Source organism: Pacificoceanicola niger, from assembly GCF_048553275.1.
In the GTDB taxonomy this organism is placed as follows: Bacteria; Pseudomonadota; Alphaproteobacteria; order Rhodobacterales; family Rhodobacteraceae; genus Pacificoceanicola.
On the sequence record NZ_JBLZMW010000006.1, the window covers coordinates 89,428 to 115,771 of the forward strand.

Annotated in this window: 26 protein-coding genes; 11 read left to right on the forward strand and 15 right to left on the reverse strand. The window is 61.4% G+C overall.

The window, feature by feature from the left end; genetic code table 11:
- Nucleotides 1-32 precede the first annotated feature (32 nt).
- From paaD to ACN2XU_RS09965, 6 genes are all read right to left on the reverse strand, one after another.
- A complete protein-coding gene (paaD, locus tag ACN2XU_RS09940) occupies nt 33-551 on the reverse strand; it encodes a 1,2-phenylacetyl-CoA epoxidase subunit PaaD (RefSeq protein ID WP_419410280.1) in 519 nt (172 codons plus the stop codon).
- Nucleotides 545-1,339 carry a 1,2-phenylacetyl-CoA epoxidase subunit PaaC gene (gene paaC / locus ACN2XU_RS09945; RefSeq protein WP_419410281.1) on the reverse strand — a complete coding sequence of 265 codons (795 nt, stop codon included), beginning with the start codon at nt 1,337-1,339 and terminating at the stop codon, nt 545-547. Before paaC ends, paaD begins: the two co-directional genes overlap by 7 nt.
- Complete coding sequence (gene paaB, locus ACN2XU_RS09950) at nt 1,339-1,626, reverse strand: 1,2-phenylacetyl-CoA epoxidase subunit PaaB (protein ID WP_419410282.1); 288 nt, start codon at nt 1,624-1,626, stop codon at nt 1,339-1,341. The genes paaC and paaB overlap by 1 nt, the downstream gene beginning before the upstream one ends.
- Before the next feature lie 13 nt (nt 1,627-1,639).
- Nucleotides 1,640-2,629, reverse strand: coding sequence for a 1,2-phenylacetyl-CoA epoxidase subunit PaaA (gene paaA, locus ACN2XU_RS09955; protein WP_419410283.1), 990 nt, complete (start codon nt 2,627-2,629; stop codon nt 1,640-1,642).
- A 30-nt stretch (nt 2,630-2,659) separates the two neighbouring features.
- Complete coding sequence (gene pcaF / locus ACN2XU_RS09960; RefSeq protein WP_419410284.1) at nt 2,660-3,865, reverse strand: 3-oxoadipyl-CoA thiolase; 1,206 nt, start codon at nt 3,863-3,865, stop codon at nt 2,660-2,662.
- 120 nt (nt 3,866-3,985) lie between these two features.
- Nucleotides 3,986-4,867 (reverse strand): PaaX family transcriptional regulator C-terminal domain-containing protein, encoded by an 882-nt coding sequence (locus ACN2XU_RS09965; RefSeq protein WP_419410285.1) that lies wholly within the window; start codon nt 4,865-4,867, stop codon nt 3,986-3,988.
- Nucleotides 4,868-4,963: 96 nt separating this feature from the next.
- On the opposite strand from ACN2XU_RS09965, the gene ACN2XU_RS09970 reads away from it, so the two are divergent.
- Complete coding sequence (locus ACN2XU_RS09970) at nt 4,964-6,205, forward strand: aminopeptidase (protein WP_419410286.1); 1,242 nt, start codon at nt 4,964-4,966, stop codon at nt 6,203-6,205.
- Here ACN2XU_RS09970 and ACN2XU_RS09975 read toward each other — a convergent pair.
- Complete coding sequence (locus ACN2XU_RS09975; protein ID WP_419410287.1) at nt 6,202-6,636, reverse strand: RbsD/FucU family protein; 435 nt, start codon at nt 6,634-6,636, stop codon at nt 6,202-6,204. The genes ACN2XU_RS09970 and ACN2XU_RS09975 overlap by 4 nt on opposite strands.
- A gap of 349 nt (nt 6,637-6,985) precedes the next feature.
- Here ACN2XU_RS09975 and ACN2XU_RS09980 point away from each other — a divergent pair, with 349 nt between their 5' ends.
- The gene (locus ACN2XU_RS09980) at nt 6,986-7,462 is read left to right on the forward strand and encodes a DUF2938 domain-containing protein (RefSeq protein WP_419410288.1); all 477 of its coding nucleotides are present in this window, start codon (nt 6,986-6,988) and stop codon (nt 7,460-7,462) included.
- A gap of 88 nt (nt 7,463-7,550) precedes the next feature.
- Here the strand turns inward: ACN2XU_RS09980 and ACN2XU_RS09985 are convergent, their stop codons facing one another.
- Complete coding sequence (locus ACN2XU_RS09985; RefSeq protein ID WP_419410289.1) at nt 7,551-7,757, reverse strand: cold-shock protein; 207 nt, start codon at nt 7,755-7,757, stop codon at nt 7,551-7,553.
- A gap of 453 nt (nt 7,758-8,210) precedes the next feature.
- On the opposite strand from ACN2XU_RS09985, the gene ACN2XU_RS09990 reads away from it, so the two are divergent.
- Complete coding sequence (locus tag ACN2XU_RS09990; protein ID WP_419410290.1) at nt 8,211-9,158, forward strand: hypothetical protein; 948 nt, start codon at nt 8,211-8,213, stop codon at nt 9,156-9,158.
- Nucleotides 9,159-9,223: 65 nt separating this feature from the next.
- Here ACN2XU_RS09990 and ettA read toward each other — a convergent pair whose 3' ends face one another.
- Nucleotides 9,224-10,879 carry an energy-dependent translational throttle protein EttA gene (ettA, locus tag ACN2XU_RS09995; protein ID WP_419410291.1) on the reverse strand — a complete coding sequence of 552 codons (1,656 nt, stop codon included), beginning with the start codon at nt 10,877-10,879 and terminating at the stop codon, nt 9,224-9,226.
- Between the two features lie 300 nt (nt 10,880-11,179).
- On the opposite strand from ettA, the gene ACN2XU_RS10000 reads away from it, so the two are divergent.
- The 3 genes from ACN2XU_RS10000 (at nt 11,180) to dacB (ending at nt 16,025) form a co-directional block, all read left to right on the forward strand.
- The gene (locus tag ACN2XU_RS10000) at nt 11,180-13,645 is read left to right on the forward strand and encodes a methyl-accepting chemotaxis protein (protein ID WP_419410292.1); all 2,466 of its coding nucleotides are present in this window, start codon (nt 11,180-11,182) and stop codon (nt 13,643-13,645) included.
- Between the two features lie 159 nt (nt 13,646-13,804).
- Nucleotides 13,805-14,410 carry a nicotinate-nucleotide adenylyltransferase gene (locus ACN2XU_RS10005; protein WP_419410293.1) on the forward strand — a complete coding sequence of 202 codons (606 nt, stop codon included), beginning with the start codon at nt 13,805-13,807 and terminating at the stop codon, nt 14,408-14,410.
- 109 nt (nt 14,411-14,519) lie between these two features.
- A complete protein-coding gene (gene dacB, locus ACN2XU_RS10010; protein ID WP_419410294.1) occupies nt 14,520-16,025 on the forward strand; it encodes a D-alanyl-D-alanine carboxypeptidase/D-alanyl-D-alanine endopeptidase in 1,506 nt (501 codons plus the stop codon).
- Between the two features lie 39 nt (nt 16,026-16,064).
- Here the strand turns inward: dacB and ACN2XU_RS10015 are convergent, their stop codons facing one another.
- Nucleotides 16,065-16,493, reverse strand: coding sequence for a L,D-transpeptidase (locus ACN2XU_RS10015; RefSeq protein ID WP_419410295.1), 429 nt, complete (start codon nt 16,491-16,493; stop codon nt 16,065-16,067).
- A 156-nt stretch (nt 16,494-16,649) separates the two neighbouring features.
- On the reverse strand, nt 16,650-17,072 hold the full coding sequence (locus ACN2XU_RS10020; protein ID WP_419410296.1) for a tellurite resistance TerB family protein: 423 nt from the start codon (nt 17,070-17,072) through the stop codon (nt 16,650-16,652).
- 101 nt (nt 17,073-17,173) lie between these two features.
- Here ACN2XU_RS10020 and ACN2XU_RS10025 point away from each other — a divergent pair, with 101 nt between their 5' ends.
- Nucleotides 17,174-18,751 carry a lysine--tRNA ligase gene (locus ACN2XU_RS10025; RefSeq protein WP_419410297.1) on the forward strand — a complete coding sequence of 526 codons (1,578 nt, stop codon included), beginning with the start codon at nt 17,174-17,176 and terminating at the stop codon, nt 18,749-18,751.
- 6 nt (nt 18,752-18,757) lie between these two features.
- Here ACN2XU_RS10025 and ACN2XU_RS10030 read toward each other — a convergent pair whose 3' ends face one another.
- On the reverse strand, nt 18,758-19,555 hold the full coding sequence (locus ACN2XU_RS10030; RefSeq protein ID WP_419410298.1) for an ImmA/IrrE family metallo-endopeptidase: 798 nt from the start codon (nt 19,553-19,555) through the stop codon (nt 18,758-18,760).
- Nucleotides 19,556-19,583: 28 nt separating this feature from the next.
- Here ACN2XU_RS10030 and ACN2XU_RS10035 point away from each other — a divergent pair, with 28 nt between their 5' ends.
- Nucleotides 19,584-20,000: a DUF4864 domain-containing protein gene (locus ACN2XU_RS10035; RefSeq protein ID WP_419410299.1), complete on the forward strand. Its 417-nt coding sequence runs from the start codon at nt 19,584-19,586 to the stop codon at nt 19,998-20,000.
- 266 nt (nt 20,001-20,266) lie between these two features.
- Nucleotides 20,267-22,558, forward strand: coding sequence for a glycosyl hydrolase family 28-related protein (locus ACN2XU_RS10040; RefSeq protein ID WP_419410300.1), 2,292 nt, complete (start codon nt 20,267-20,269; stop codon nt 22,556-22,558).
- A 69-nt stretch (nt 22,559-22,627) separates the two neighbouring features.
- On the opposite strand, the gene ACN2XU_RS10045 is transcribed toward ACN2XU_RS10040, so the two are convergent.
- Both ACN2XU_RS10045 and ACN2XU_RS10050 read right to left on the reverse strand, forming a co-directional pair.
- Nucleotides 22,628-23,113: a HugZ family pyridoxamine 5'-phosphate oxidase gene (locus ACN2XU_RS10045; RefSeq protein ID WP_419410301.1), complete on the reverse strand. Its 486-nt coding sequence runs from the start codon at nt 23,111-23,113 to the stop codon at nt 22,628-22,630.
- A gap of 21 nt (nt 23,114-23,134) precedes the next feature.
- On the reverse strand, nt 23,135-23,800 hold the full coding sequence (locus ACN2XU_RS10050) for a hypothetical protein (RefSeq protein WP_419410302.1): 666 nt from the start codon (nt 23,798-23,800) through the stop codon (nt 23,135-23,137).
- A gap of 191 nt (nt 23,801-23,991) precedes the next feature.
- Here ACN2XU_RS10050 and parA point away from each other — a divergent pair, with 191 nt between their 5' ends.
- Both parA and ACN2XU_RS10060 read left to right on the forward strand, forming a co-directional pair.
- On the forward strand, nt 23,992-24,633 hold the full coding sequence (gene parA / locus ACN2XU_RS10055) for a ParA family partition ATPase (protein WP_419410303.1): 642 nt from the start codon (nt 23,992-23,994) through the stop codon (nt 24,631-24,633).
- A gap of 25 nt (nt 24,634-24,658) precedes the next feature.
- On the forward strand, nt 24,659-25,507 hold the full coding sequence (locus ACN2XU_RS10060; RefSeq protein WP_419410304.1) for a DUF6206 family protein: 849 nt from the start codon (nt 24,659-24,661) through the stop codon (nt 25,505-25,507).
- Between the two features lie 160 nt (nt 25,508-25,667).
- On the opposite strand, the gene fsa is transcribed toward ACN2XU_RS10060, so the two are convergent.
- Nucleotides 25,668-26,321 (reverse strand): fructose-6-phosphate aldolase, encoded by a 654-nt coding sequence (gene fsa / locus ACN2XU_RS10065; protein WP_419410305.1) that lies wholly within the window; start codon nt 26,319-26,321, stop codon nt 25,668-25,670.
- Nucleotides 26,322-26,344: the final 23 nt, after the last annotated feature.

A 26,344-nucleotide genomic window follows, 5' to 3' on the forward strand; every position in this document is an offset into this window, starting at 1 on the left:
TCAGACCTCCTGTTGCCTGATGCTGAGGCTCATCAGTGACATTTGAAATAATCGAAGGGCTCAAGACAGTCGCGGCAGACGTAGGCGGCCTTGCACGGGGTCGAGCCGTACTGGCTGACCTTTTCGGTCTCCGACGATCCGCAGCGGGGGCATTCAATGCTCAGGTTCGAGCCCGAGAGGCGGGCAGCCCGGCCCATGCGCCCATCGCTGGCGGTGCCGTCGACAGGGGGGGCGATACCGTAGGCCTTGAGCTTGTCGCGCGCGTTCTGGGTGATCCAGTCGGTGGTCCAGGGCGGAGAGATGCGGCGTTCAAGGGCGACATGCAGTATGCCCTTTTCGCGCAGCTTTTCCTCGACCATCAAGTCGATCACCGCCGTCGCGGGACAGCCGGAATAGGTCGGCGTGACGGCGACATGGAGGGTGTCGCCCTGCCAGGCGACCTCCCGAATGATGCCCAGTTCCGTCACCGAAACCACGGGAATTTCAGGGTCCGGCACCTCGGCCAGCCAGTCCCAGACCTGATCCGTCGAGGGCAGGGCCGCGGTTACCATGTGGCCCCCGGATAGGCCCGCTGGAGAAACTGCATCTCCGACAGGATATAGCCAAGGTGCTCAGTGTGCCGACCTTGCTTGCCGCCGGTATGCACGTCAAAGCGGCGCTCCGGACGGACAAGCGTTGCCTCATCGAGCACCTCCGACACCGTCGCTTCCCAGGCGCTACGCATATCCGCCAGTGCGGGCGCGACGCCTGCCGCAGCCATGGCTTCGTCTGTCGCATCGGCGGTGAACATTTCGCCGGTGTAGGGCCACAGATAGTCCAGCGCGGCCTGCATCCGGGCGTGGCTTTCCTCGGTGCCATCGCCAAGGCGGACCACCAGATCGGAGGCGCGATCGAGATGGTAGGAGACTTCCTTGAGCGCCTTTGCGGCGATCTCGGCGACGCGGGAGCTTTTGCTGGCTTTCAGCGCGGTCAAAAGTTCGAAATGAAAGGCGTCGAACAGGAATTCACGCATGATCGTCTGGCCGATGTCGCCCTTCGGAAGCTCCACCAGCTTCACATTGCGAAAGTGCATCGCGTCGCGCAGATACGCGAGATCGTCGGCGGAGCGACCTTTGCCTTCGATATCCGCAGCGAGCCCCAGCCACATCTGCGTGTGGCCGATCAGGTCCAGCGCGGTATTGGCAAGCGCGATGTCCTCTTCCAGAACCGGACCGTGGCCGCACCATTCAGAGGTGCGGTGGCCAAGCACCAGCGTGTTGTCACCCATACGGCACAGCCAGTCAAAGAAAGCAGGTCTCAGCGCTTCATCGGCTTCGGGCGCTTCCATAACGGCGGACATCACATGTGCCCCACTTCATCTGGAATGTCGAAGAAGGTCGGGTGGCGGTAGACTTTTGACTCCGCCGGATCGAACAGCGGGCCTTTCTCCGATGGAGCAGAGGCGGTGATCTGTGCCGAGGGCACGACCCAGATCGACACGCCCTCCTTGCGGCGGGTGTAGACGTCCCGGGCGTGGTTGATCGCCATTTCCGCATCGGGGGCGTGCAGAGAACCAACGTGACGGTGGTTCAGCCCGTGCTGACCCCGGATGAAAATCTCCCAGAGCGGCCATTCTTTCTTGGTCATTGGACTCTCTCCCCTATTCCGCGGCTGTGGCGGTCGTGGCGCGGCGGGCCGCGGATTTCTCGGCATAGGCGCTCAGACCGTCCCGGAACCATGCGCCGTCGTCCCAGGCCTTGCGGCGGGCACCGAGGCGTTCTTCGTTGCAGGGGCCATTGCCCTTGAGAACCTCAAAGAACTCGGACCAGTCCGGTTCGGAGAAGTCCCAACCGTCTTTTTCTTCGTTCCATGTCAGGTGCTCGTCCGGGATGGTCAGGCCGAGGTAATGCGCCTGTGGCACAGTTTCATTGACAAAGCGCTGGCGCAGTTCGTCGTTCGAGTTGATCTTGATCTTCCAGGCCATGTTCTGTTCGGAATGCACGGACTCCGTGTCCGAAGGGCCGAACATCATCAGCGACGGATACCAGAAGCGGTTGAGCGCATCCTGCGCCATCTCCCGCTGCGCGTCGGTGCCCTGCGCCATCTTCATCATGATCGAATAGCCCTGCCGCTGATGGAAGCTCTCTTCCTTGCAGATGCGCACCATGGCGCGGGCATAGGGGCCATAGGATGTCCGCTGAAGCGGCACCTGGTTCATGATCGCCGCGCCATCCACCAGCCAGCCAACCGCACCCATATCGGCCCATGTCAGCGTGGGATAGTTGAAGATGGAGGAGTATTTCATCGCGCCCGAATGGAGCTTTTCGAACAGCTCATCACGCGAGATGCCGAGCGTTTCACAGGCGGAATAGAGGTAGAGACCATGGCCCGCCTCGTCCTGCACCTTGGCGAGAAGGATCGCCTTGCGCTCCAGCGTGGGCGCGCGGGTGACCCAATTGCCCTCGGGCAGCTGGCCGACGATCTCGGAATGCGCATGCTGGCCGATCTGACGGATCAGCGTCTTGCGATAGCCTTCGGGCATCCATTCCTTGGGCTCGATCCGCTCGCCGCGATCAATGCGGGCCTGAAAGGCGGCAAGCTCTTCGGGCGTTTCGTTGGATTTCTCGGACTGGATCATCTGGGCGTACATGGTCGGTCCTTTCCTGAAGTATTGGGGGCGTCAGACGCGTTCGAGGATCATCGCGATCCCCTGACCGACACCGACGCACATGGTGCAAAGCGCATAGCGGCCGCCGGTGCGGTGCAGTTGCCGCGTCGCAGTGAGCACAAGTCGCGCGCCCGACATGCCAAGCGGATGGCCAAGGGCGATGGCTCCACCACAGGCGTTTACATGGGGCGCATCATCGGGCAGGCCAAGCCCGCGGAGTACGGCGAGGCCCTGCGCGGCGAAGGCTTCGTTCAACTCTATCACATCCATCTGGCCGAGTGTGAGTCCGGCGCGGGCGAGCACCTTGCGCGTGGCGGGAACCGGGCCGATGCCCATGACGCGCGGTTCGACCCCGGCGGCGGCCATAGCCACCACGCGGGCCTGGGGGATGAGTTTATTGGCGATAGCAGAGGCTTCGGAGGCAACGATCACATCGCAGGCGCCATCATTCACACCCGAGGCATTTGCGGCCGTCACGGTGAGGTCCGGGCCGTTGACGCCGCGCAGCTTTGCGATCTGCTCCGGTGTGGTGTCGGGGCGGGGGTGTTCATCGGTGTCGACGATAATCGCATCGCCCTTGCGCTGCGGGATCGTCACCGGGGTGATTTCCTCGGCAAAGTGCCCGGCCTTGTGTGCCGCGTCCCAGCGGCGCTGGGATTCGAGGGCGAAAGCGTCCTGATCGGCGCGGGAAATGCCGTAGTCCTCGGCCACATTGTCCGCCGTTTCCGGCATCGAATGCGTGCCGAACGCCTTGTCCATCTTTGGGTTCTTGAAACGCCAGCCGATGGTCGTATCGTAGATTTCCGCGTTGCGGGAGAAGGCGGCGGTCGCCTTTGCCATCACGAATGGCGCGCGTGACATGCTTTCGACGCCTCCCGCCAACAGCAGATCGCCATCACCGGCACGGATGGTGCGGGCGGCAAGCCCGATGGCATCCATGCCAGAACCGCAAAGGCGGTTGACCGTGGTGCCCGGAATACTGACCGGAAGCCCGGCGAGGAGCGTGGCCATGCGTGCGACGTTGCGATTGTCCTCTCCTGCCTGATTGGCACAGCCAAGGATGACGTCATCCACAGCGTCCCAATCGACACCCGGGTTCCGATCCTTCAGCGCGGCCAGGGGGATCGCAGCGAGGTCGTCGGCACGGACCGCGGACAGGGCGCCACCGTAGCGGCCAATTGGCGTGCGCAGACCATCACAGATAAACGCGTCAGTCATTCGTAATCTCCTCCCGGCGCCCGAATCTGTTTCCTGACCGGGCGGTCGGGGAATTTCTAACGCAGCAAACATCACATGTAAAACAAAAATTGACTTTCCGTGTGATGTTTAATCGTCCGGTCAGGTCGCGCCGCACTCGATTTGGAGCCGCCCGAGCCGGTGCACCGTTGCCGGCGTCGTCTCGGGGAGGGGGCCGTTCTGATCGCGAAAGAGCGACGAGACACAGTGATCGGCGACGGGCGACAGCGCGCAGTAGATGCGGACAAAGAGCGCGCGCGCCGCCTCCGCAGGCCAGTCGGCGGGCAGGGCGCTGCGCGGCAGCCTTGGGTCTGACAGGGCGGCGCGGCGGTAGTCGTCCACGAGTCGCAAACGCAGGGACAGTGCCTCGCGCCCAGACATGCTATCCGGGTCGGGAGTGTTGCCAAAGCGTTCCAAAACAAGGTGATAGGCCGCGGCCACGTCGTTGAGTGCCCAATGCTGCGACGCCAGCGCCGCGATGTCCCCACACAAGGATCGCGCTTCGAACACGGCCCCATCCGGTGCCATGAGATCCTGCCATTCCGGCGCGAGAGCAACGCCAGATCCGATCCGAACCCAGGGAAACCGAAGGTCCGATCCCAAGGCGCTCCCCGGCATGGCAATCAGCCACCGATCCGGAGGCGGCGGCGGGTCGAAGAGGATGCGAGAGGCCGCCGCGAACCCCGTCTGCGCCGCGTCCGAAAGTCGATAATAGCTCTTTCGTCCGATCCGCACCCCGTCCAGTTGACCAGCGCCGACAAGCCGCGACACGGCCGTCCGGACAAGGCTTTCGCTGATGCCATGTTCCGCGCAGGCTTCGATCAAGGTGCCCATCCAGACGGTGCCGCCACGCGGCTCGACCACGTCGCCATAGATCGTGACAATGAAATGCGGCGCGCGGGGCGCCTCGGGTCGCGCCCGCGTCATCGCCGCTTTGCCCTTCGGATCCATGGGTTTGCTGCCGCCGCCATCGTTTTCGTGCATGTCATTGCGACAGCTTAATTTCCTTTCTGGAGGCTGTCGATCTGTCCCGCCGTTTTCGGCCTTTTCATTTGTGAAATCTGGTGCCAGCATGGATCCATGACACAAGATCTCATCGACCCCCGCGCCCTTGATCGCCTCGCCGAGGTGGCCGTTTCCGTAGGCTTGAATCTGCAGAAAGGTCAGGATCTTATCCTAACTGCGCCGATCACGGCCCTGCCTCTGGTCCGGCGGATCACGGCGGCCGCCTACCGCGCTGGTGCGGGGGTGGTCACGCCGATGTTCTCGGATGAAGAGATCACGCTGGCGCGGTATCGCAACGCCCACGATGACAGCTTCGACAGGGCGCCGAATTGGCTTCTGGATGGTATGGCGGCCGGTTTTGCCAATGGCGCGGCGCGGATGGCGATCGTGGGCGATGATCCGATGCTGCTTGCGGAGGAAGATCCGGAGAAGGTGGCGCGGGCGGGGAAGGCCAATTCGATTGCCTACCGTCCGGCGCTCGAACACATTGCTAACTTCAAGATGAATTGGAGCATCCTGAGCTATCCCACGGCGTCCTGGGCCAGGCGGGTCTTTCCCGAGCTGTCCGAGGAGGAGGCCGTGGCGAAGCTGGCGGATGCGATCTTTGCCGCGTCGCGGGTGCAGGGTGACGATCCCGTGGCGGAGTGGAAGGCCCATAACGCGGCCCTCTCCGAGCGCACCAAGTGGTTGAATACGCAGCGTTTTGAGGCATTGCACTTCACCGGTCCGGGCACCGATCTGACCGTCGGTCTGGCAGAAGGGCATGAGTGGATGGGCGGCGCGTCGCAGGCGCAGAATGGTGTGGTCTGCAACCCGAACATGCCCACCGAAGAGGTCTTTACCACGCCGCATGCAGCGAAGGTCGACGGCTATGTTCGCTCAACTAAACCCTTGTCACATCAGGGAAGTTTGATTGATGAGATCGAAGTGCGCTTTGAGGGCGGCAAGATCACGGAGGCGCGGGCGGCGAAGGGCGAGCAGGTGCTGCTCAAGCTGCTGGACACGGACGAGGGCGCGCGGCGGCTGGGCGAGGTGGCTTTGGTGCCGCACTCCTCGCCGATTTCTCAGTCCGGATTGCTGTTCTACAACACGCTCTATGATGAGAATGCCGCCTGCCATATTGCGCTAGGCCAATGTTATTCCAAGTGTTTTCTGGATGGCGCGAGCTTGAGCGGAGACGAGGTGAAGGCGCGGGGCGGCAACGCGTCCTTGATCCATGTGGACTGGATGATCGGCGGTGCGCAGACGGATATCGACGGGATCAAGCCTGACGGAAGCCGGGTGCCGGTCTTCCGCCAGGGCGAGTGGGCGAGTTAACCTGGCGGAATCACACCCTTTTTCAGGATGATATTGCCATAGAGGCGGCCCTCTCCGGACTGGATCGCGGCGAAGCAGCCCTTGGCCCGATCGTAGAAATCGAAGCGCTCAAGCGTTGAAATCTGCGCCGGGGTGTCTGCCGTTTTGTCGATAATGCGCTGAAATTGCGCAACAATCTCCGGGACGGCGTCCGGCTCTCCTACGACTTGCATGGTCAGGGCCGGGTCGGGCACGAAACTGTCGAGTGGCATGAGCGTCAAAACTGCCTCAAGCACGTCTGTCGCGCTGATTCCGTCGAGACGGTGAACGCGCGAGCACATTGATGTTGCAGGGAAATTTGCATCACCGATGACGATTTCGTCGCCGTGCCCCATAGCGCGGAGCGTGTGAAGCAGGTCGGGTGACAGAATGGCGGGTATAGTGCGTAGCATGAGCTCCTCCTTGCGCGCAGAAAACGCCGCAGCGCAGATTTGTGCAAGCGGAATGATCGTGGCGCCCGGTCCGTTAACCCCGGTTCTGCAGGCAGATCACAGGGGAATTCGGTACGAAATCGGCCTGAAATGGTACAAAATTCCGAGAATGCGAAACGCGCGGTTCGGCCCTCTGAGCGGGAAATGGTACGATTCTCGCGCCAAATGGTACAAAACTCCGATCCGCGGCGCGCTCTGTTGACCGGTTGTCGCTGACGTTACGGCAGAATTGGTAAATTTCGCCCCTGTGGCGGCGTTGTGTCCCACCGTTGTTCGGGGCAGGGTGCGCAGGGAACACAGGGGACGCGACATGGGCTTGATTTGGATTGGACTGGTCATGGGGCTTGTCGGAACGGTGGCAATGGACCTTTGGGCCCTGCTGCTGAACCGGCTTCTTGGGCAGGGGATGCCGAACTGGGGCAACGTGGGCCGCTGGGTTGCGCATCTGCCGCGGGGGACGGTCTTTCACGACGATATCGGCGCGGCGGAGCCGGTGCGCGGTGAGACGGCCATCGGCTGGGTCTTTCACTACGGGGTGGGCGTGGTCTATGGTGTGCTGTTCGTCCTGCTGGCGGGAGGCGGGTGGCTGGCGCATCCGAACTTCCTGCCGCTTTGGCTGTTTGCCCTGGTGACCATTGCGGCGGGATGGTTCCTGCTGCAACCGGGCATGGGGCTGGGCAACGCCTTGTCGAAGACCGATACGCCTTGGAAGGGGCGGATCATGGGGCTGATCGCGCACACGGTCTTCGGGATCGGCATGTGGCTGCCGGTCGCGCTTATCCTCTGACCTTGCAGGCAAGGCAAAAAAAAAGCGCCCCGTTGGGGGCGCTTCCAGATGCTTTGGATCGTTGCGGGCGATTGATGCCCTGCGTCGATCAGAGCAGTTCGAGATCCGAAGCGCTTTCGCGGCCGTCACGGCCGGACTGCAGCTCATACTGAACTTTCTGGTTGTCGGCGAGGCCGGTCAGACCCGAACGCTCAACTGCGGAGATATGAACAAAAATGTCCTTGCCGCCATTGTCGGGTGCGATGAAGCCGTAGCCTTTAGTGGTGTTGAACCATTTCACGGTGCCAGTGGCCATATCCGTGTCTCCTAGTTTATTGCCGCTCGCGGAGGTGCAGCGGCCCGGCGTAGGTCAGAGCAGAATCGAGCTCTGTCGCCGGGTAGGGAGACAGGGTAGGCGATCGTGGTAACGTAGCAGGTGTTCATATGCCAGCGAACGCGATTCGTTTCAATACCTCTTGGAGCAACTTTTCAATCACAGCGCGTCCCTGGCCAGAAAATGAGACGGCTTTTGTGCGGGTCTTCGCTGTTTCGGCGGGCAGGGCGTTCTTCGGTCGAGGTTTGCGTGCCGCTGCCCTTAGGCATGCGCGGCTTTGACGCTGTCCCGCGCCACGACCGACGGACAGAGCATTCGGCCCCTGACGCCGCGGCAGGCCGAAAGAACGACGCAAGAGAGACGCAAGAGAAAAGACTCGCCACAATTCCAAGCCGAGTTTTAGGATGAGCTCGAGCAAGCTGAGGGAGAGTGTGCATGTCATCCGAAGAGCCGCGTGGATTTTGGACCGGAAAGACGATCTTTTGGGTGCTTGTGATTCTGGGCGCGCTTGCGGTCATCGCCTTTGGAAGCCGACTTCCCGCGCAATCCATTGAAATCAATGATGCGCGCTCTGCGGAAGAGACGATCGAGCAATTGCGGATAACGCTGTCGGATCTGGAAATCGGCGCAGAAGTGAAGCCCCTGGGGCAGGCCGGGGAGTTCGAATACGGTACGGACGATTTTCTCTGGTCGCTGGGACAGGCGGTGTTCGTTCCGGTCGATGGCGTGGTGCGCGCCGTTTCAGTGCGGGATCTGATTGGCCTGGAGACGGCACTCCGGGACGCGGATGAGGAAGTCCTCATGCAACGATATGCAGAGGCGGTGTCCGGGCAATCCATCGAGATCGTTGAAGCCGATTGGCTTGTGGCGGAGGTGGTGGTCGAAGATCTGGTGTCGCGTATCGCGATTTCGCCGAAAGGTGACCGCGCCACGGGCATCATGGCCGTGCTTTCCAGGCTCCCGCCCGATGATCCGAAGCAGACGGAGCGCTGGGTCCGTCCGGTGGCAAAAGATACCAAGGCGTGTTCCGACCAGATTGTCTTGTCCCGAACGATTTTGGGTGGGCCTGCGGAGGTTATGCAGGTCTGCACGAAAATGCGATGCTATGAAGACAAGGCAACCCGCTGCGCTGTGGAGGATGCGCCCTTCAGGACCGGTTTCCTGGCCAAGCTGACGATCGCCCCCAGACCGTTCCCGTTCGAAGGGGCGTTGGAAACGGGAGGCATCTGCATGGGGATGGTGCGGTATTCTTACCACATCTTCGGGGCGTTGACGGGCGTCAGCGAGGTGAGCTTGTCCGACGGTATTCTCGCGCGTGCAGGGCATGTCGAGGCCCGCCGGAGTTGTTCCGGTGAGGAGACGGTCAGGACATTCGGACCATGAGCCCTTGACGGCGCCGGGGGCGATTGGGGCCGGGAGGGTCGCCCCCCGGCCCGGTTATCAAAAGATCAGCGCGTGAACTTCTTGTGCTTCATGCGCTTGGGCTCCAGCGCATCGGCGCCGAGGCGGCGTTTCTTGTCCTCTTCGTACTCGGTAAATCCGCCTTCGAACCACTCCACATGCGCATCGCCTTCGAAGGCGAGAATGTGCGTGCAGATCCGGTCGAGAAAGAAACGATCGTGCGAGATGACCACAGCGCAGCCCGCGAAATCGACGAGGGCATCTTCGAGCGCGCGGAGGGTCTCCACGTCAAGATCGTTGGTCGGCTCATCGAGCAGAAGGACGTTGCCGCCCTCCTTCAGGAGGCGCGCCATGTGCACGCGGTTGCGTTCGCCGCCTGAGAGGGAGCCGACTTTCTTCTGCTGGTCGCCGCCCTTGAAGTTGAAGGCGGAGCAGTAGGCGCGGCTGTTCATCTCCGCATCGCCCAGCTTGATCAACTCGGCGCCGCCGGAGATGGCTTCCCAGACGGTGGCATTGGCTTCGAGATCATCGCGGGACTGATCGACGTAGGCCAGCTGCACGGTATCGCCGTATTCGATGGTGCCTTCGTCCGGTTTTTCGTTGTCTGTCAGCATCTTGAACAGGGTGGATTTGCCCGCGCCGTTGGGTCCGATGACGCCGACGATGCCGCCCGGCGGCAAGGAGAAGCTGAGGTCTTCGATCAGGAGCTTGTCGCCCATCGCCTTTTTCAGGTGCTCGATCTCGATCACCTTCTGGCCGAGGCGTTGGCCATTGGGGATGATGATCTGGGCCCGGGCGAGCTTCTCGCGCTCGGACTGGTTGGCGAGGTCGTTGTAGGCGCTGATCCGGGCCTTGGACTTGGCCTGACGCGCCTTGGCGCCCTGCCGCATCCATTCGAGTTCGCGTTCGAGGGTCTTTTGCTTGGCCTTGTCCTCGCGGGCTTCCTGCTCCAGCCGCTTGGCCTTCTGCTCCAGCCATGCCGAATAGTTGCCCTCATACGGAATGCCGCGGCCCCGGTCGATTTCCAGGATCCAGCCGGTAATGTCGTCAAGGAAGTAGCGATCGTGGGTGATGATCAGGATCGTGCCCTTGTATTCGATCAGGTGGTTTTGCAGCCAGGCGATGGTTTCGGCGTCGAGGTGGTTGGTCGGCTCGTCCAGCAGCAGCATCTCGGGCGCTTCGAGCAGCAGTTTGCACAGGGCGACGCGGCGCTTTTCCCCACCCGAAAGCGTGGCGACATTGGCGTCGTCCGGCGGGCAGCGGAGCGCTTCCATGGCGACGTCGATCTGGCTGTCGAGATCCCAGAGGTTCTGGCTGTCGATCTCGTCTTGAAGCTGCGCCATTTCATCGGCGGTTTCATCGGAGTAGTTCATCGCCAGCTCATTGTATTTGTCGAGCTTGGCTTTCTTCTCGGCGACGCCGAGCATGACGTTGTCGCGCACGGAGAGCGACTCGTCGAGTTGCGGCTCCTGCGGCAGATAGCCGACGCGGGCGCCTTCGGCGGCCCAGGCCTCGCCGGAGAAGTCCTTGTCGATTCCCGCCATGATCCGCATCAGCGTGGACTTGCCCGCGCCGTTGACACCGACGACGCCGATCTTGACCCCTGGCAGGAAGCTCAGGCGGATGTTTTCAAAGCACTTTTTGCCGCCGGGATAGGTCTTGGAGACGCCGTCCATGTGATAGACATACTGGTAAGAGGCCATGATCCGCTCCGCTTGCATTCGTGAGGTTTGGATGAGGGAAGTATCCTGTTGTGCGTCTCGGTGCAATCGGGGGCACCTTTCAGCTCCTCCAGTAGCTAAAGATTTAGATTTTGGATGGGGCGAGACGAGGGGGTCTGCTTCAAGCATCTGATTTATAGAGATAACTCCGGAAGGTCGTGAGGCCCGGCGGGTCGGAAAAGCGCTGGCACCTTAATTCGATCTAAAGAACTGCGGTTCATGAGTTTGCGAAGTGTACCGGCTGTGCGCCGTACCTTTGAGATCCGTAGCGGAGAGCCTTTGATGAATCAGCAGTTAGCCAACCCGACGGCACGCAACCCATGGCAACGCATGAAACTTGCATGGAAATTGCCCATTATTCTGGCTGTGCCCACGATCCTGCTTACCGTGGCGGCGTCAATCTTCAGCTATGTCCAGTCAAGCAATGCTCTGAGCGAACGGCGCGACACGTCGTTCCGTGCGGTGACGGAAAACGCGGTTCGCGGGGCCGAGCAGTGGCAGGGCAGCGCCAGCCTTGACGCGAAAGGGTTGGCCTCCGATCCGTCGGTGCGCGACGCCTTGACCGGATTTGTTCGGGCGTGGGAGTTCCTGCTGGCGGCGGGAGAAGATCCGAAAACGTACCTGCAACGCGTCTACATCGAAGACAATCCGAACCCGACAGGGAAGAAAGACGATTTGTCAAAGGCGGATGATGGTTCAGCCTGGAGCGGATTGCACAGCCGTTTCCACGGATCGTTGCGGAACTTTCAGAATCAACGCGGCTACCACGATCTGTTCCTGATCAAGCCGGATGGCGATCTGGTCTACTCGGTCTTCAAGGAAGTTGATTTTGCCACGAACCTGTTGACCGGCCCTTACGCCGACAGCGGGTTGGCTCAGGCGTTTCGCGACGCCATGAAGCTGCCGGAAGGCGAAAGTGTGTTTTCGAGTTTCTCGGCCTACGCGCCGAGCGGCGGCCTGGCCGCACGCTTCGTGGCCGCCCCGATCTACAGCTCGGATGGGGTAGTCATGGGCGTCGTGGCTTTGCAGATGAATACGCTTTGGTTGAGCGAGCTTCTCGCGCAGGGCGATATTCTGGGCGAGACCGGGCAGATCTACATCATCGACGATCAGGGCATGGCCCTGTCGGATTCGCGGTTCGAAGACGGTCATCGCACGCTCGACATGTTGCCGGAGCGCGATTACCTTGCGGCCGTCAAGGATGATGTCGTATTGCGTGATTATCGCGGGCTTGGCCTTGATGGACAGCCAGTCGGGATCTGGAGCGCAAACCTCACGACCGGAAATGAGACGTGGCACGTGGTCTTCGAACAGGACGTCGATGAACTCCTTGCCGTCGAGAATTCGTTGTTCATCACAACGGTGGTCCAGATCGTTGTTGTTGCCCTTGTCGTTGTTCTTCTGGCTTTCGGGATTGCCCGGCTCTTGACCCGGCGCATCACCGGTCTGTCCGATAGCGTCAAACGTATCGCCGCACGTGACTATGACAGCCCGGTGGCCGAAGCTGAAACCGGCGACGAAATCGGCGATATCGCAAGGGCGCTTGATCATTTCAAGGTCGGGCTTGCCAGCGCGGACGCGGCGACGGCGGAGCGCGAGCGCGAGGCCAAACATCAGTCGCACGTCATGGATGTGATCAGTGGCGGTCTCAGCGCGCTTGCCAAAGGCCAGTTGCAGTGTCAGATCGCCGAAGATCTCGGCGCGAACTATGACCGGCTGCGGGTGAATTTCAATAACACGGTCGACTCCCTCGCGCTTGTTATCGGGGAATTGCGTTTGAACGCCGAAGCGATCGACGAGGATGCGCAGATCCTGAGCGAGGGGGCGGACAACCTTTCGCAGCGCACGGAAAACCAGGCTGCAACGCTGGAAGAAACTGCGGCGGCTATGGAAGAAATCACCAAGAGCGTCAATTCGACTGCTGGCGGTGCGAAAGAGATCGTCACCGCCATCGCCGCCGCGCGCCAGCAGGCGGAGCATGGCGAGGAGGTCCGTAGCCGGGCTGTCGAGGCGATGGGGGCAATCGAGACCTCATCCAAACAGATCAGCCAGATTATCCAGGTGATGGAAGACATCGCCTTCCAGACCAATTTGCTGGCGCTCAATGCCGGTGTCGAAGCAGCGCGCGCGGGCGAGGTCGGTCGTGGTTTTGCGGTTGTTGCATCCGAAGTGCGTGCCTTGGCGCAGCGATCCTCGGACAGCGCTGCCGAGATCCGCAACCTGATCGTGAATTCCAATGACAGCGTGAGCAATGGCGTGCGTCTGGTGTCCGATATGGGCGGATCGATCGAACGAATTCTGCAGGAGGTGATCCAGGTATCCGGGCGGGTGAGGGACATTGCCGCCGGAGCTTCGGAGCAGGCGACGGGTCTGACAGAGATCAACAATGGCATCACCATGCTTGACGAGGTTACGCAGCAGAATGCCGCGATGGTTGGCGAAAGTGCCGCTGCGGGTCGGGCGTTGCAGTCGAAGGCCGGCGACCTTCGGTCCCTGGTCGCGCGCTTCGTGATCGGCGAGGATGATCAACCTCAAGTGACTGCGCCGACTGTCGCAACCAAGAGCGCCCATCCAGCGGCCTCACCTCATGCGGATACGAGTGATCTTGGATGGGATGCGCTTGATACGGTTTCGGTTCTGCCGACCGAACCAGTGGTCCTCAAAGCGACAGGCACGGATGCGCCGCGTCCCAAGCTTGCCAAGCCTCTCAAGTCTAACAGTTCTGTCGATATCTGGGACGAATTCTGATTTGCCCTGCGGGATGGCCCGATTGGCCGGACCCAGAGTCGACCGTCCCCTCAAAGGCGCCCCGTTGTCGGGCGCCTTTTCTTGATGCGCGCTTTTTTACGGACTATGCCCGGGTCAAGTGTCACAACGGTGTGGCGCGCGTGACGGGAGAGGGACGTGATGCGCTGGAAAGACGGTATGGTCCTGCGACCCGGAATGCGCGTTGGTGTCCTGGGCGGATCGTTTGATCCGCCGCATGTCGGTCATCTGCACCTGTCGCGTGAGGCACTCAAGCGGTTCGGGCTCGATCGCGTGGTCTGGCTTGTCAGTCCAGGCAACCCCCTCAAGCGCGACGCCCCAGCACCGATAGACCGGCGCATTGCCGTGGCGCGGGCGCTGGTCGATCATCCGAGAATCCTTGTCAGCGATTTCGAAAGGCGGGTTGGATCCCGGTATACGGCGCGCACGCTGGCGCTGATGCAGGGGCATTGGCCGGGCGTACGCTTTGTTTGGCTGATGGGCGCGGACAACCTCGCCAGCCTGCATCTGTGGCAAGACTGGAAAACGTTGATGGACCGTGTTCCGGTTGGCGTCCTCGCGCGCCCGACCGCGCGACTGCCCGCCTGCAACTCCGTGGCAGCAGAAGTTTATCAAAGCGCGCGGCTACCTGCACACTCGTCGCGCTTGCTGGGCAGTTCCGCGGCGCCGTGCTGGTGTTTCATTAACATTCCGATGAAGCCCCATAGTTCATCTGCGATCCGGGCCAGCGGCGGATGGCAGCGCTGACAGGGCTTTGCGAATCGGTGTGGGCCATTGGCCGAAACGCAGGAAAATGTGAACGGCACTTTCAGGCTGAACGCTTGCTCAGGTGGCCGGGTTCAGCTTAGATCAGGGCATGACGAAAGATTTTTCGAGACGCAGATTTCTGAGGATTTCTTTGGCATCGGTGGCCAGCATGGCGGCCGGGTCAGCCGTCGCCAACGCCCCGAACAGCTCGCTTCGCCCAATCGCGCGAGGTACAGAATTCCGCAAGCAAATCCAAGCGTCTGCCGATGAGTTGATCGCGCTCGCGAAACTCGGCGGTGACGTGGCGTTTTGCGTAGCCGACGTGAAGACAGGCGGCATCCTTGAGGAGCACAAACCGTCGTTGCGCCAACCGCCCGCCAGCGTGGCCAAAGCGCTGACTGCTGCCTATGCACTGGACGTTCTCGGACCGGGCCACCATTTCATCACGCGGGTGATCGCGACAGGTGGTGTTACCGACGGCGTGGTGCAGGGCGATCTGATCCTGGCGGGCGGGGGTGATCCCACTCTTGACACCGATTCGCTGGCGGCTCTGGCTGCAGAACTCAAGGGCGCGGGCATCCGTGCGGTCAAAGGGGGCTTCAAGGTCTGGGGCGGGGCGTTGCCACACGTCGCGCATATCGACCCGGACCAGCCCGAGCATGTGGGCTACAGTCCGGCGGTTTCCGGTCTGAACTTGAATTACAACCGTGTGCATTTCGAGTGGCGCCGGTCGGGCGGGGGCTACACGGTGACTATGGACGGGCGGAGCGAATCCCATCGTCCGGCTGTGCAGTTTGCGCATATGGCGGTGGAGGCGCGGAGCCTGCCGGTCTACACCTACAACGACCGGGGCGGGCGCGATGAATGGAGCGTGGCCAAGGGCGCGCTGGGCGATGGCGGCGCGCGCTGGTTGCCTGTGCGAAAGCCGGAAATCTACGCCGGCGAGGTTTTCCAGACCTTCGCCCGTGCGCATGGCATCGTTCTCAACGCGCCGATTGTCATTGAAGCGCTGCCTGAGGGCGAGACACTCGCGCGGCATGAGAGCGAACCGCTGCGTGTGATCCTTCGGGATATGCTGACTTGGTCGACAAACCTCACGGCCGAAAGCGTGGGCCTGTCCGCAACGGTCAAGAAAACCGGGACTTTTCCGCAGGATCTCAAAAGCTCCGCCGATGTCATGAATGCCTGGGGGCGCGAGAGATTTGGCCTGGACAGCATGGCGTTCGTGGACCATTCGGGGCTGGGGGAGGACAGCCGGATCAGCGCGCCGGACATGATGGAAGCGCTGCGCCGTTTGCGCCAGACCAGCGGGCTGAAGGCCTTGCTCAAACCGTTTTATTTCCGGGATGAACAGCGCCGGTTGGTCAAGGATCACCCGATCAAGGTGCATGCCAAGACAGGGACGTTGAATTTCGTCAGCGGTCTTGCAGGCTATGTTGATTTGCCGGATGGGACCGAGCTTGTCTTTGCGATTTTTGCAGCAAACCAGACCGAACGGGCCAAGCTCGACAGGAATGAACGGGAGCGACCGCCGGGCGGCGCGTCGTGGAACGCGCGGGCGAAGGCCCTGCAGCAGGCGTTGATCGAACGCTGGAGCGTGCTTTACGGTGCATGACGGCGCGGGGACGGCGTGCCGACCGCCGCGCCGGGTAAGTCAGTTCTGAATGACGACGCGCATGTTCTGTTTGCCGACGCGCTGTGTCAGTTCGAACAAACGTGCCGCGTGATCCGGATGCAGCCGGACGCAACCAGCGGAGGCCGGGCTGCCGAGGCGGCTGACCTGATTGGTGCCGTGGATCGCATAATTGCCGTTGAAGAAAATCGCGAAGGGCATGGGCGCGTTGTTGTAAAGGCTGGATTTGTGGTGTTTCGACAGCCACTTCGCGGACCATGTGCCGCGCGGCGTCCACTTGCCTTTGCGCGCGGTGGAGACCGGCCAGCGGTAGGCCACCTCTCCGTTGTAAAGAACGGTCATCGTCTGAGCGGAGACATCGACCTTGGCGATGAGCGGTGCCGCCGCTCCGAGCACCGGCAGCAGGCTCAGCATAATGATGCCGACCACGGCAAGAATGCGTTGTTTCATTTTGACCCCCGAATTTCTCACTTGGCTTCTTCTGACGTTAAATGTCTGCAAATACTCTACAATACAGACAGTTACCGGGCAGTCAGGGAAACCCGACCGCAGGGGGCTTTTTCCCGCAGATTTGACACAGAGTAGAGAGAGGGGAGGCTGCGCGGGTTAGCCGGCCAGGTGACGCGCCCTTGCCCCGCGCTCGATGGCGGCGGCATGCAGGCGGTCGAGGTCGAGCTCGTAACGGATCTCTTCGAGCAGCCGCAGTTCGGCCTCGCGCAGGGTGCCATCGGCAGCGGCGACGTCGCAGGCCAATGCATAGGCGGTCTCGAAGAGATGCTTGGGCAGGTTGTCGCGGATCAGGCCAAAGAGCGCGTCGAGCCCGTCTTCTTGCTCGAAGAGGTCAAAGACGATGCTGGACATGTCGCGGATGCGGTCCGCGTCGTAGTCGGCAAAGATCGGCAGATTGTCCACCGCGCTCTCGATCTTGACGAGCTCGGCTGTCCGCACGTTTTCATCCGACGCGGAGACGGCGATCATCAAGGTAACGAGGGCGTCCTGCGGGCTCAGAGGATGCGAGATGTCGTTCATGGGGTGCCTTTCGGGCGAGTGCGGCGTTGCAGCGCAATTTATTGACGCCAAGGCTCCGGGGCAATAGGAAGCGCGCTGATATCCCAAATGGAGTGTTTCAGATGTCCGAGATTCGCGAAGCGGCGATGAGCTCGAAAGCCTGGCCCTTTGAAGAGGCGCGCCGGATTCTGAAACGCTATGAAAAGGCGCCGCCTGAAAAGGGTTACGTGCTTTTCGAGACCGGCTATGGCCCGTCGGGCCTGCCGCATATCGGCACTTTCGGCGAGGTTCTGCGCACGACGATGATCCGGCGCGCCTTCGAGGCGATGTCCGACATCCCGACGCGGCTGATCTGTTTTTCCGACGATCTGGACGGCATGCGCAAGGTGCCGGGCAATGTGCCCGAGCAGGAGATGCTGCATGCGCATTTGCAGATGCCGCTGACCTCCGTACCCGATCCATTCGGCACGCATGAGAGCTTTGGCCATCACAACAACGCCATGTTGCGCCGTTTCCTCGACACCTTCGGGTTCGAGTATGAGTTCTATTCCGCGACGGAGTTCTATCGCTCGGGGCAGTTCGACGAGGTGCTGCTGCGCGCGGCTGAGAAATATGATGACGTCATGGCAATCATGTTGAAAAGTCTGCGTGAAGAGCGGCGGCAGACCTATTCGATCTTCCTGCCGATCCATCCGGAGACCGGGCGGGTTCTGTACGTTCCGATGAAACACGTCGATGCGGCGAAAGGCGAGATCACCTTTGACGACGAAGACGGGCGAGAGTGGACGCTGCCGGTGACCGGCGGCAACGTGAAGCTGCAGTGGAAGCCGGATTTTGGCGCACGCTGGGCCGCGCTGGGCGTCGATTTCGAAATGTATGGCAAGGATCACTCGACCAATACGCCGATCTATGACGGCATTTGCCGGGTTCTGGGTATGCGGCCGCCGGAGCATTTCACCTATGAGCTGTTCCTCGACGACACAGGCCAGAAGATTTCGAAGTCGTCCGGCAACGGGATTTCGATCGACGAATGGTTGACCTATGCGTCGACGGAGTCGCTGTCATACTTCATGTACCAAAAACCGAAGACGGCGAAGCGGCTGTATTTTGACGTGATTCCCAAGGCGATGGACGAGTATCATCAGCAGCTGCGTGCCTATCATGGCCAGGACGTGAAAGCACAGCTGAACAATCCGGTGTATCACATCCACAATGGCGATGTGCCGGAGAGCCGGATGGTGGTGCCGTTCTCCATGCTGCTCAACCTGGCAAGTGCGGCCGGGGCCGGGGACAAGGATGCCATGTGGGGCTTTATTCGTCGGTATGCACCGGACGCGACGCCGGACACCCATCCGGATCTGGATGCGGCGGCGGGCTATGCCGTCAAGTACTACGAGGATTTCGTCAAGCCGAACAAGACCTTCCGCGCGCCCAGTGATATGGAACGGGCGGCCATGGACGATCTCGCGGCGCGTCTGAAGGCCTATGACGGCGAAGCGGACGACGAATCATTGCAGAGCCTCGTGTTTGCCGTCGGCAAGGAACACGGGTTCGAGCCGCTGCGCGACTGGTTCAAGGCGCTCTACGAGGTCCTGCTTGGTCAGAGCCAAGGGCCGCGCTTTGGCGGTTTCATAGCGCTTTATGGTGTCAGCGAGACCGTGTCCCTGATCGAAGCGGGGCTGGCTGGCAAACTCGGCTGACCGCGATCAGGAGCCGATGCGTCGCGCGTATCCTCCGACGGAGGGCATGGGCGGCGCCGCTTCCTTTGGCTTGCTCGGTGCCGGGGCTACAAAAGGATCGTGATCCTCTTTTCTGGACTGCGGCGCCGGTGCGCTGGCCTTGGTCAGGTCAAGCCATTGGGCACGGTCGTAGACCGCCTGCGTTGGCACGTTCAGCGTTTCGGAGACGAGCTGGGCCTTGCCTTCATACCAGAGGGTGGTGAAGGTTTCCTGCGGCATCAACAGATCAAAGGCGAAGATGCGCGCTTCGCGCAGGGCAACCTTGTCGGTTGGGTGATACAATGCCTGAATGCCGACATTGGGATGCATTTCACGGGTCTTGGGAATATGCAGCAGCCAGTGACCAAGACCGGTCGCAAGCGTCATGCGGTCCTGCCGCGTGCGTCCCATTTTCGGCAGCCAGATCACCGGACGCCGGTCCAGCGGCACGTCCAGGAGAATCTCGTTCGGCATCTCCGAATATTCGACGTCGACGTTCAGGGCGCGGCAGAGTTTGTCCAACGGACCGCCGTCGCGCAAGGACAGGCCGGGATTCTGAGACATCATATCATTGATTAATTGAACAATTTCCTCCTCTGTCATGTCGGCGGAGAGAGGTTCGATATAAGGATAGGTCGGATAGGCCCTGGGCATTGTTCGTTCCTTCTTTTTGTCCTGAGCAGCATTCCATTGGGCGCGGCTGCCTGTTTGTACACCCAGAGCCTTTACAGAGTGCCAATCAAATCTGGCGCTTTTGACCCGAATACGAGACGTTCTACTTTCCAAAGATCGGCTGCGATCGGGAGGAAGGTGAATGCGACGTCTGATATATGGTTCGGTTCTTGCGATGCTCTTGACGGGTCCGGGACTGGCGCAGGAGGGGTTGGCGCCGGATGCCGCCATCGAAGGCACGATCCAAAGTCAGATCGACGCTTTTCTTCTCGATGACTTCGGTGCGGCCTTCGAATTTGCCGGCCCTGGGATTCAGAGCATGTTCCGCACACCCGAAAATTTTGGGGCGATGGTGCAAAACGGATATCCGATGGTGCATCGTCCGCAGGATTTGCGATTTGGCGAACTGCGCGAGATCAGCGGCGCCCTGTGGCAGAAGGTAATCGTGCAGGACAGCGATGGGCGAACCCATGTGCTCGACTATCGAATGGGCGAGTACGAGGATGGCTGGCGCATAGACGGGGTTCAGATCCTGCCTGCGCCGGACGTCAGTGCCTGAGCCGTTTCGGATTCACCGGAGTTCTGTGACAGGTCTGCTCGGGCGGATCGAAGAAGGAGGCGTTCGGCTCTTGGCGGTGCGCCTCGAACGACAGGGAGCGGCGTCGGCTTTTTCCCGTTGTGAAAATGCGACATGGCCCAACCACTGCGACCGATGGGGCTGTCGCGGCGGGCACCGTACGGTGGTGCAAAAGGGCGTTAACGTTGGCGCAAGTATTTCTCTTCCCGACCGAGGCGACACTGCCTCTCGCGTGGAAAGGGAACCCGATGAACAAAGCGATTACCGACGGTGTGGTCTTTATGCCCCCGGCCTTTGCAGCTGGAAACCTGGGGCTGTTTTCCCGGGGGGATGGCACCCCCGGCTCGGCAACCTACAACAATCTGCCGACCGCCGCCTTTGTGCCTGCGGATGCGGATTTTGCCGGATGTCTCGAAATTCAGAAAACCGACAGCACACAAAAGCTGCGCTATATGGGGCAGACGCCGATTTACCCCGGCTGCTATCTGAAGATCACCGTGCGGATCAAGGCCATGGCCGGATCGCTTGCCAATGTGCGCATCGCGGGCTGGCCGGGCGATGACAATGGAAATCAGGTCGGTGGTGTTACCACCACCGGCCCGAGCACGGCGCTGACCACCTATGGTGAGGTTGTCGAGGCCACTGCCATCGTCGGGACCGGCGTACGCGGCGGCGTGGACATGGCCTGGGGGCCGACGGCCACCTATGGCCATTTCGGGATTGATCTGACCGGCGCCAGCGGCGGTGTGTTCCGCATCGACGATATCGTCATCGAGGATCTCACCGAAGCCTTCCTGCGCGACATGATCAATGTCGTGGACGTGCGCGATTATGGTGCAATCGGCAACGGCAGCACCGATGACACTGCCGCCTTTGTGGCCGCCGATGCCGATGCAAACGGGCGCAAGATCTTTGTCCCGGCAGGCACGTTCCGGCTCAATTCCTCCGTCGAGATCACCAACCGGATCGAATTCGAAGGCAAGTTGAGCATGCCGACCGACGCGATCCTGTCGTTGACCAAGGATTTCGAGCTGCCAACCTATATCGACGCTTTTGGCGGGGATGAAGAGATGGCTCTGAAGAAGGCGATTCAGTCGCTGATGAACAACTCCGACCACGAGAGCCTCGACCTTGGCGGTCGCCGGATTTCGATCAACGGTCCGATTGATGTGCAGGCCGCCGTTCCGAACCGTACGACCTATGCGCAGCGCCGGGTTCTGCGGAATGGCCAGCTGCGCGCCGAAGAAAACAGCGCCTGGAATTCGGAGACGGTGACGAGCACGGCGACCTATTCGGCCAACAACGGCTGGAAGCTGACCAATGTCGCCAATATCGCCAATATCAAGCCTGGCAGCCTTGTGCAGGGGGCAGGGGTTGGCCGAGAGATCTATGTCCGCTCTGTCGATGTGAGCGCGCAGGAGGTGCAGCTGTCACAGCCGCTCTCCGATGCGGTGGGCACGCAGAACTATACCTTCACGCGGTTCAAATATATCCTCGATTTCAGCGGGTTTGACCGCTTGAACGTGTTCGAGATCGAAGGCGTGGAGTTCCAGTGCAGCGAGCGTGCGTCCGGTGTGATGCTGGCGCCGCTGGGCACGATCAACGTGATCCGCAACTGCGTGTTCAACCGCCCGCTTGATCGGGGCATTACCTCGCCTGGAGACGGTTGTCAGGGTTTGCTGATCGATCATTGCCAGTTCATCTCGCACGAGGGCGGCACATGGGCGCAGAGCCGTCAATCCGTGGCGATCAACACCAACGCCAATGACGTAAAGATCCGCAATTGCCGGGCCTCGCAGTTCCGCCATTTCGCTGTGATCAGCGGTGCGCATACGATCATCTCCGGCAACCATTTCTTCCAGGGGGACAGCAACCCAAGCGGCGTTCGCACCGCGGGCATCATCATCGCGCTGCGTGCCTGCAACTGCCAGATCACCGGCAACTACATCGACAACTGCTTTATCGAGTGGACCAACGAACGCGAGCCGGAGCCGGACTTTTCCGGGGGCTTTGGCTTTGCGGGGCTGTCGATCACCAACAACGTGATGCTGTCCTCAGAAGTTGCGTCATGGTTCACGTCTATCGTCGTCAAACCGTACGGCACCGGCCACTACATCAATGGTATGAACGTGTCGGGCAACACGTTCCGCTGTGTGAATGCCGGGATCGACCGGGTCGAGCGTGTCGACACGTCCTTTGCCAACCTCAACCTGGCGAACATGAAGAACGTCTATTTCACCGGCAACACCTATCACAACGTGACATCCGGTGCCGAGAACCCGCTGTTGGTCACGCACAGCCAGAACAGTCACGCACAGGTTTGGCAAGTCGATACGGACAACCGTCTCCCCTTTGGTGGTCGGGCGTTGGAAGTCGAGAGCCTTGTTGTTCGGTCGCGTCCGCGCGATGCAAACGGTGTCTCAAAGTACCACAATCCTTATGCGGTGGCGCAGCAGGGCGGCAATCTCGACAAGGTGCATGTGACCTGGCCCGAGCCGATGCTCGGCGACGTGACGCTGCGGGTGCGCATGGATAAGTGATCCCGTCGCGGGACTGAGGCCGGCTGCCCGCCGGTCATGTCGGGCCTGCCCTTTCGTGGTGGGCCCGGTTTACGTCGTGCCGAGATCTTCCGGTGTGAGCCGGAAGGCCTTGCCAAATCCGCCGTTCAGGAACGCGCTGGTCGGCACGATCCGCATCAAGGCGAAATCGGCAAAGCCGATGTAGAGTTTGGCCTTGGGCTGCAGCTGCAGGTAATGCGCGGCGAGCTCTGCGTGCCGTGGGTCGCCGTGGCGGATGAACATCGCGCGACCCTCAATGCTCAGTCGCGGATGGGTGAGCGGATCGCCCCGGTCCTGCGGCTCGCCGACCATCAGCGAGCAAATCGGATTGGCCTTGAGCGCTTGCGTGTGCCCCGCGAGATCAGAGACAAGCGCCAGCGGCAGCCCGTCCGGCCCCGGTACCACGGCGATGCGGCTGATCAGCGGGGCGGCGGTTTCAGGATCGAGCACGGCGAGCGCGCCGAACCGAGCGGAATGGATAAGATCGCGCGCAAGGCCGCGGGCTTCTTCATTGGTGGGGCGGATCGGAGAGGTCATGGCCGTGATCCTGACGCAATTTCAGAAATTCTTCCAGATGCCGAATTTCAGTCCCATGGATGTGTCCCCGGTCAGGCCATAGGTCGCGCCGGTTTCGATCATGACCCCGCGTTTGCCCAATGGGGTGACGAAGGAGGGTGCCAGCCGGACAAAGCCGGGATCGTCGGCGGGCTGGCCGGTCTGGATTTGCACGATCAGCTTGCGGTCCTTGGCAAGATTGCGCCCCCAGGTGATGTCCATCTTGTAATCGGCCAAACCGGTGTTGGTCTGAAATTCCGCCAACGCGTCCATGGTCAGCCAGCCTTTCTTCAGCCCCCAGCCCAGGGACACGCCGGGGCGGAGCACCGTCTGTTCCCCGATGCGGCCGAGGCCGAGGGCGAAGGCGATCTTGGGGCCCTTGTCCTTGTTGCGCAGAGGCCATTGCAGGAAACCGACGGTCTTGCCGCTGCCGGAGACGGACCGCCCGAAATCGAAACCAAGCGTTACACGGTCGGTCAGACCGTATTCGAGATAGGCGGTGTAATACTGCTGTGTCGGGCTCAGCGAAGTCCAGTGGTCGATGTTCTGTGGCCAGGACAGGCGCACGGCGCTGCTGAGGAATCCGTGTCCCTTCTCGCGTGGCCAAGCCCCGGCCTGAACGGTGCCGGTGCACAGGGTCCAGAGCAGGGCAAGCAGGAGCAGACGCATGGGCGGATTACCTCGGGGATCGCGCGATCATGTGTTCATCTCGGTTAAGAGCGGGTTAAGCTGCGCGAAGTGCGCGGCCTTTGACACAAATTGCTCTGAAAGCGGCCATGCCGGATCGCAGCCCATGCTTTCAGGCTGGATTCTCCCATGCTGCAAGTGCAAAGTGCCTGTGTTCAACGGGAGGGTGTGTCATGGCAGGCCAGGTTATCACAGTCGCACAGCAAAAGGGCGGCTCCGGCAAGACTACCACGGCGGTCAATCTCGGCGTCGGGCTGCAGGCGCTGGGCAAGCGCGTGGCCTTTGTCGATCTCGATCCGCAGGGCAGCCTTGGCCGGTGGTTCATGACCCGCGTGGAGAACTATCCCGAAAAAACCGAAGGCATGGAATTCGCGACGTCCTCGGCCTGGGGCATCTCCTACGAAGTGCGCAAGATGACAGCCGATTTCGATTTCGTCATTGTTGACACCCCGCCCAAGGCGGACAGCGACCTGCGGCCTGCGCTGCGGGTGGCGCAGCTGGTGGTGGTGCCGGTTTCGGTCAGCCATGTGGACCTGTGGGCCACCGAAGGGGTGCTCGATCTGGCACAGCGCGAGAACAGCGAGACGCTGCTGGTGATGAACCGGACCCGCGCGGGCACGCGGCTTGGCGCGGATGTGGCAGAGGCGGCCGCGAAAATGGATGCGCGCATCGCGGAGGCAGGCTTTGCCAACCGGGTCGTCTATGCGGAATCGCTGGGCCTCGGCCTCGGGGCGCTGGAAATGCCGAAAGGTCCGGCCCATGAGGAAGTGCGGGCCCTGACGGCAGAGGTGGCGCAGGTCCTGGCAAACGGGTAAGGAGCGGCGCAAAGGAGTGCCCGCCATGACCGATCTTGCCGCCCTTGCCGATCTGATCCGCGCCGACAATGCGTCGCGCGGGCAGACCATTTCAAAGCTGGGCTATTTCTGCGCGCCGTTCCAACCGGCGTCAGGCCCTTTGGCCGACAAGGTAATCAAGGTCTACCGCAGCTTGCCGGATGCGGCGGCCCTCGACCGGCTGAAACGCTGTCACGATCATTACGTCGAGGCGCTGAACGCCGCCGAGGTCGGCCTGCCGGAAACCGAGTTCCATCTGCTGGATATGGACGGCAGCCGCATCCCGGTGATTGTGCAGCAGGCCCTGCCGACGGATCGCCTCATGCGCCCGCTCATGCAGACGGGGACGCACGAAGAAACGCTTGAGATGATGGAGGCGGCGGGCCAGGTCATCGCCCGTTTCTGGCACTGGGCGGAAAGCTCAAACGCCCGGATCGGCTTTCATCCGTCGATCCGCAACTTCGCCTATGTCGAGGGCACCGCCCGGTTCTTCGACACCTTCCCGCCGCTGATCCACTATTCCCGCGACGAGATGGGCAAGCTGCTGCTGCAATTCTCCGAAAAGCGCCTGATGCGAATCGTCGGTCCCTTGCTGCAATCGCGGGTCACCGGGATTCAGGACGAGTGGTACAGCCCGCCGGAGACGCTCGTGGGCCTCGTCGGCAGCGCCTGCCGCCTGCGCCCGGAGCACGCGCAAAGCTATCTCGCCTGGGGACGCGATTTTGCTGCGCGGGACATGCAGCCCTGGGCACAAGAGGCGATTGCCGGCATGGCGCAGCCACCGCGTCTGCCGGGCTATTGGACGGGGTTTCGCAAGATCCTCGGTCTGCAGGGCGCGCCGAACATCGAAAAATGAAAAAGCTGGCCGCGTCGTGCGTCCCGCTTTGATCGTCTTTGGTCTATAAATACCTCGGGGGAGCCCGTAGGGCGGGGGCAGAGCCCCCACCAAAATTTCCCCTGGGAATTTTCCGCGCCGAAGGCGCGCCGGTCGCCTCGCGCCAGCGAGGCGAAACCTCTCAGACGATCTTGATCCCGGCGTCCTTGATGTCTTTCAGGAAGGCATCGAGTCCCTTGTCGGTCAGAACGTGGTTCGCCATGGCCTTGATCACCGCCGGAGGGGCGGTGGCCACATCCGCGCCGATCTTCGCGCAGTCGCTCATATGGTTCGCGGTGCGGATGGAGGCGGCAAGGATCTGGGTTTCAAAGCCGTAGTTGTCGTAGATCTCGCGGATGTCCGCAATCAGTTCCAGACCGTCGATATTGAGGTCGTCCAGACGTCCGATGAACGGCGAGATGAAGGTCGCGCCGGCCTTGGCGGCCAGAAGCGCCTGATTGGCGGAGAAGCAAAGCGTCACGTTGACCATTTTGCCTTCGTCCGTCAGCACCTTGCAGGCCTTGAGACCGTCCCAGGTCAGCGGCACCTTCACGGCGATGTTCTCGGCGATTTCGGCGAGCTTGCGGCCCTCGGCGATCATCGTGTCCGCATCGGTGGCGGTCACCTCGGCAGAGACCGGCCCGGAGACCATCTCGCAGATTTCCTTGGTCACTTCGAGGATGTCGCGCCCGGATTTCTTGATCAGGGTGGGGTTGGTGGTCACACCGTCCACCATGCCGAGATCATTCAGCGCGCGGATGGCATCGACGTCGGCGGTATCGACAAAGAATTTCATGGGGGCAGCTCCCTTTGATGGCT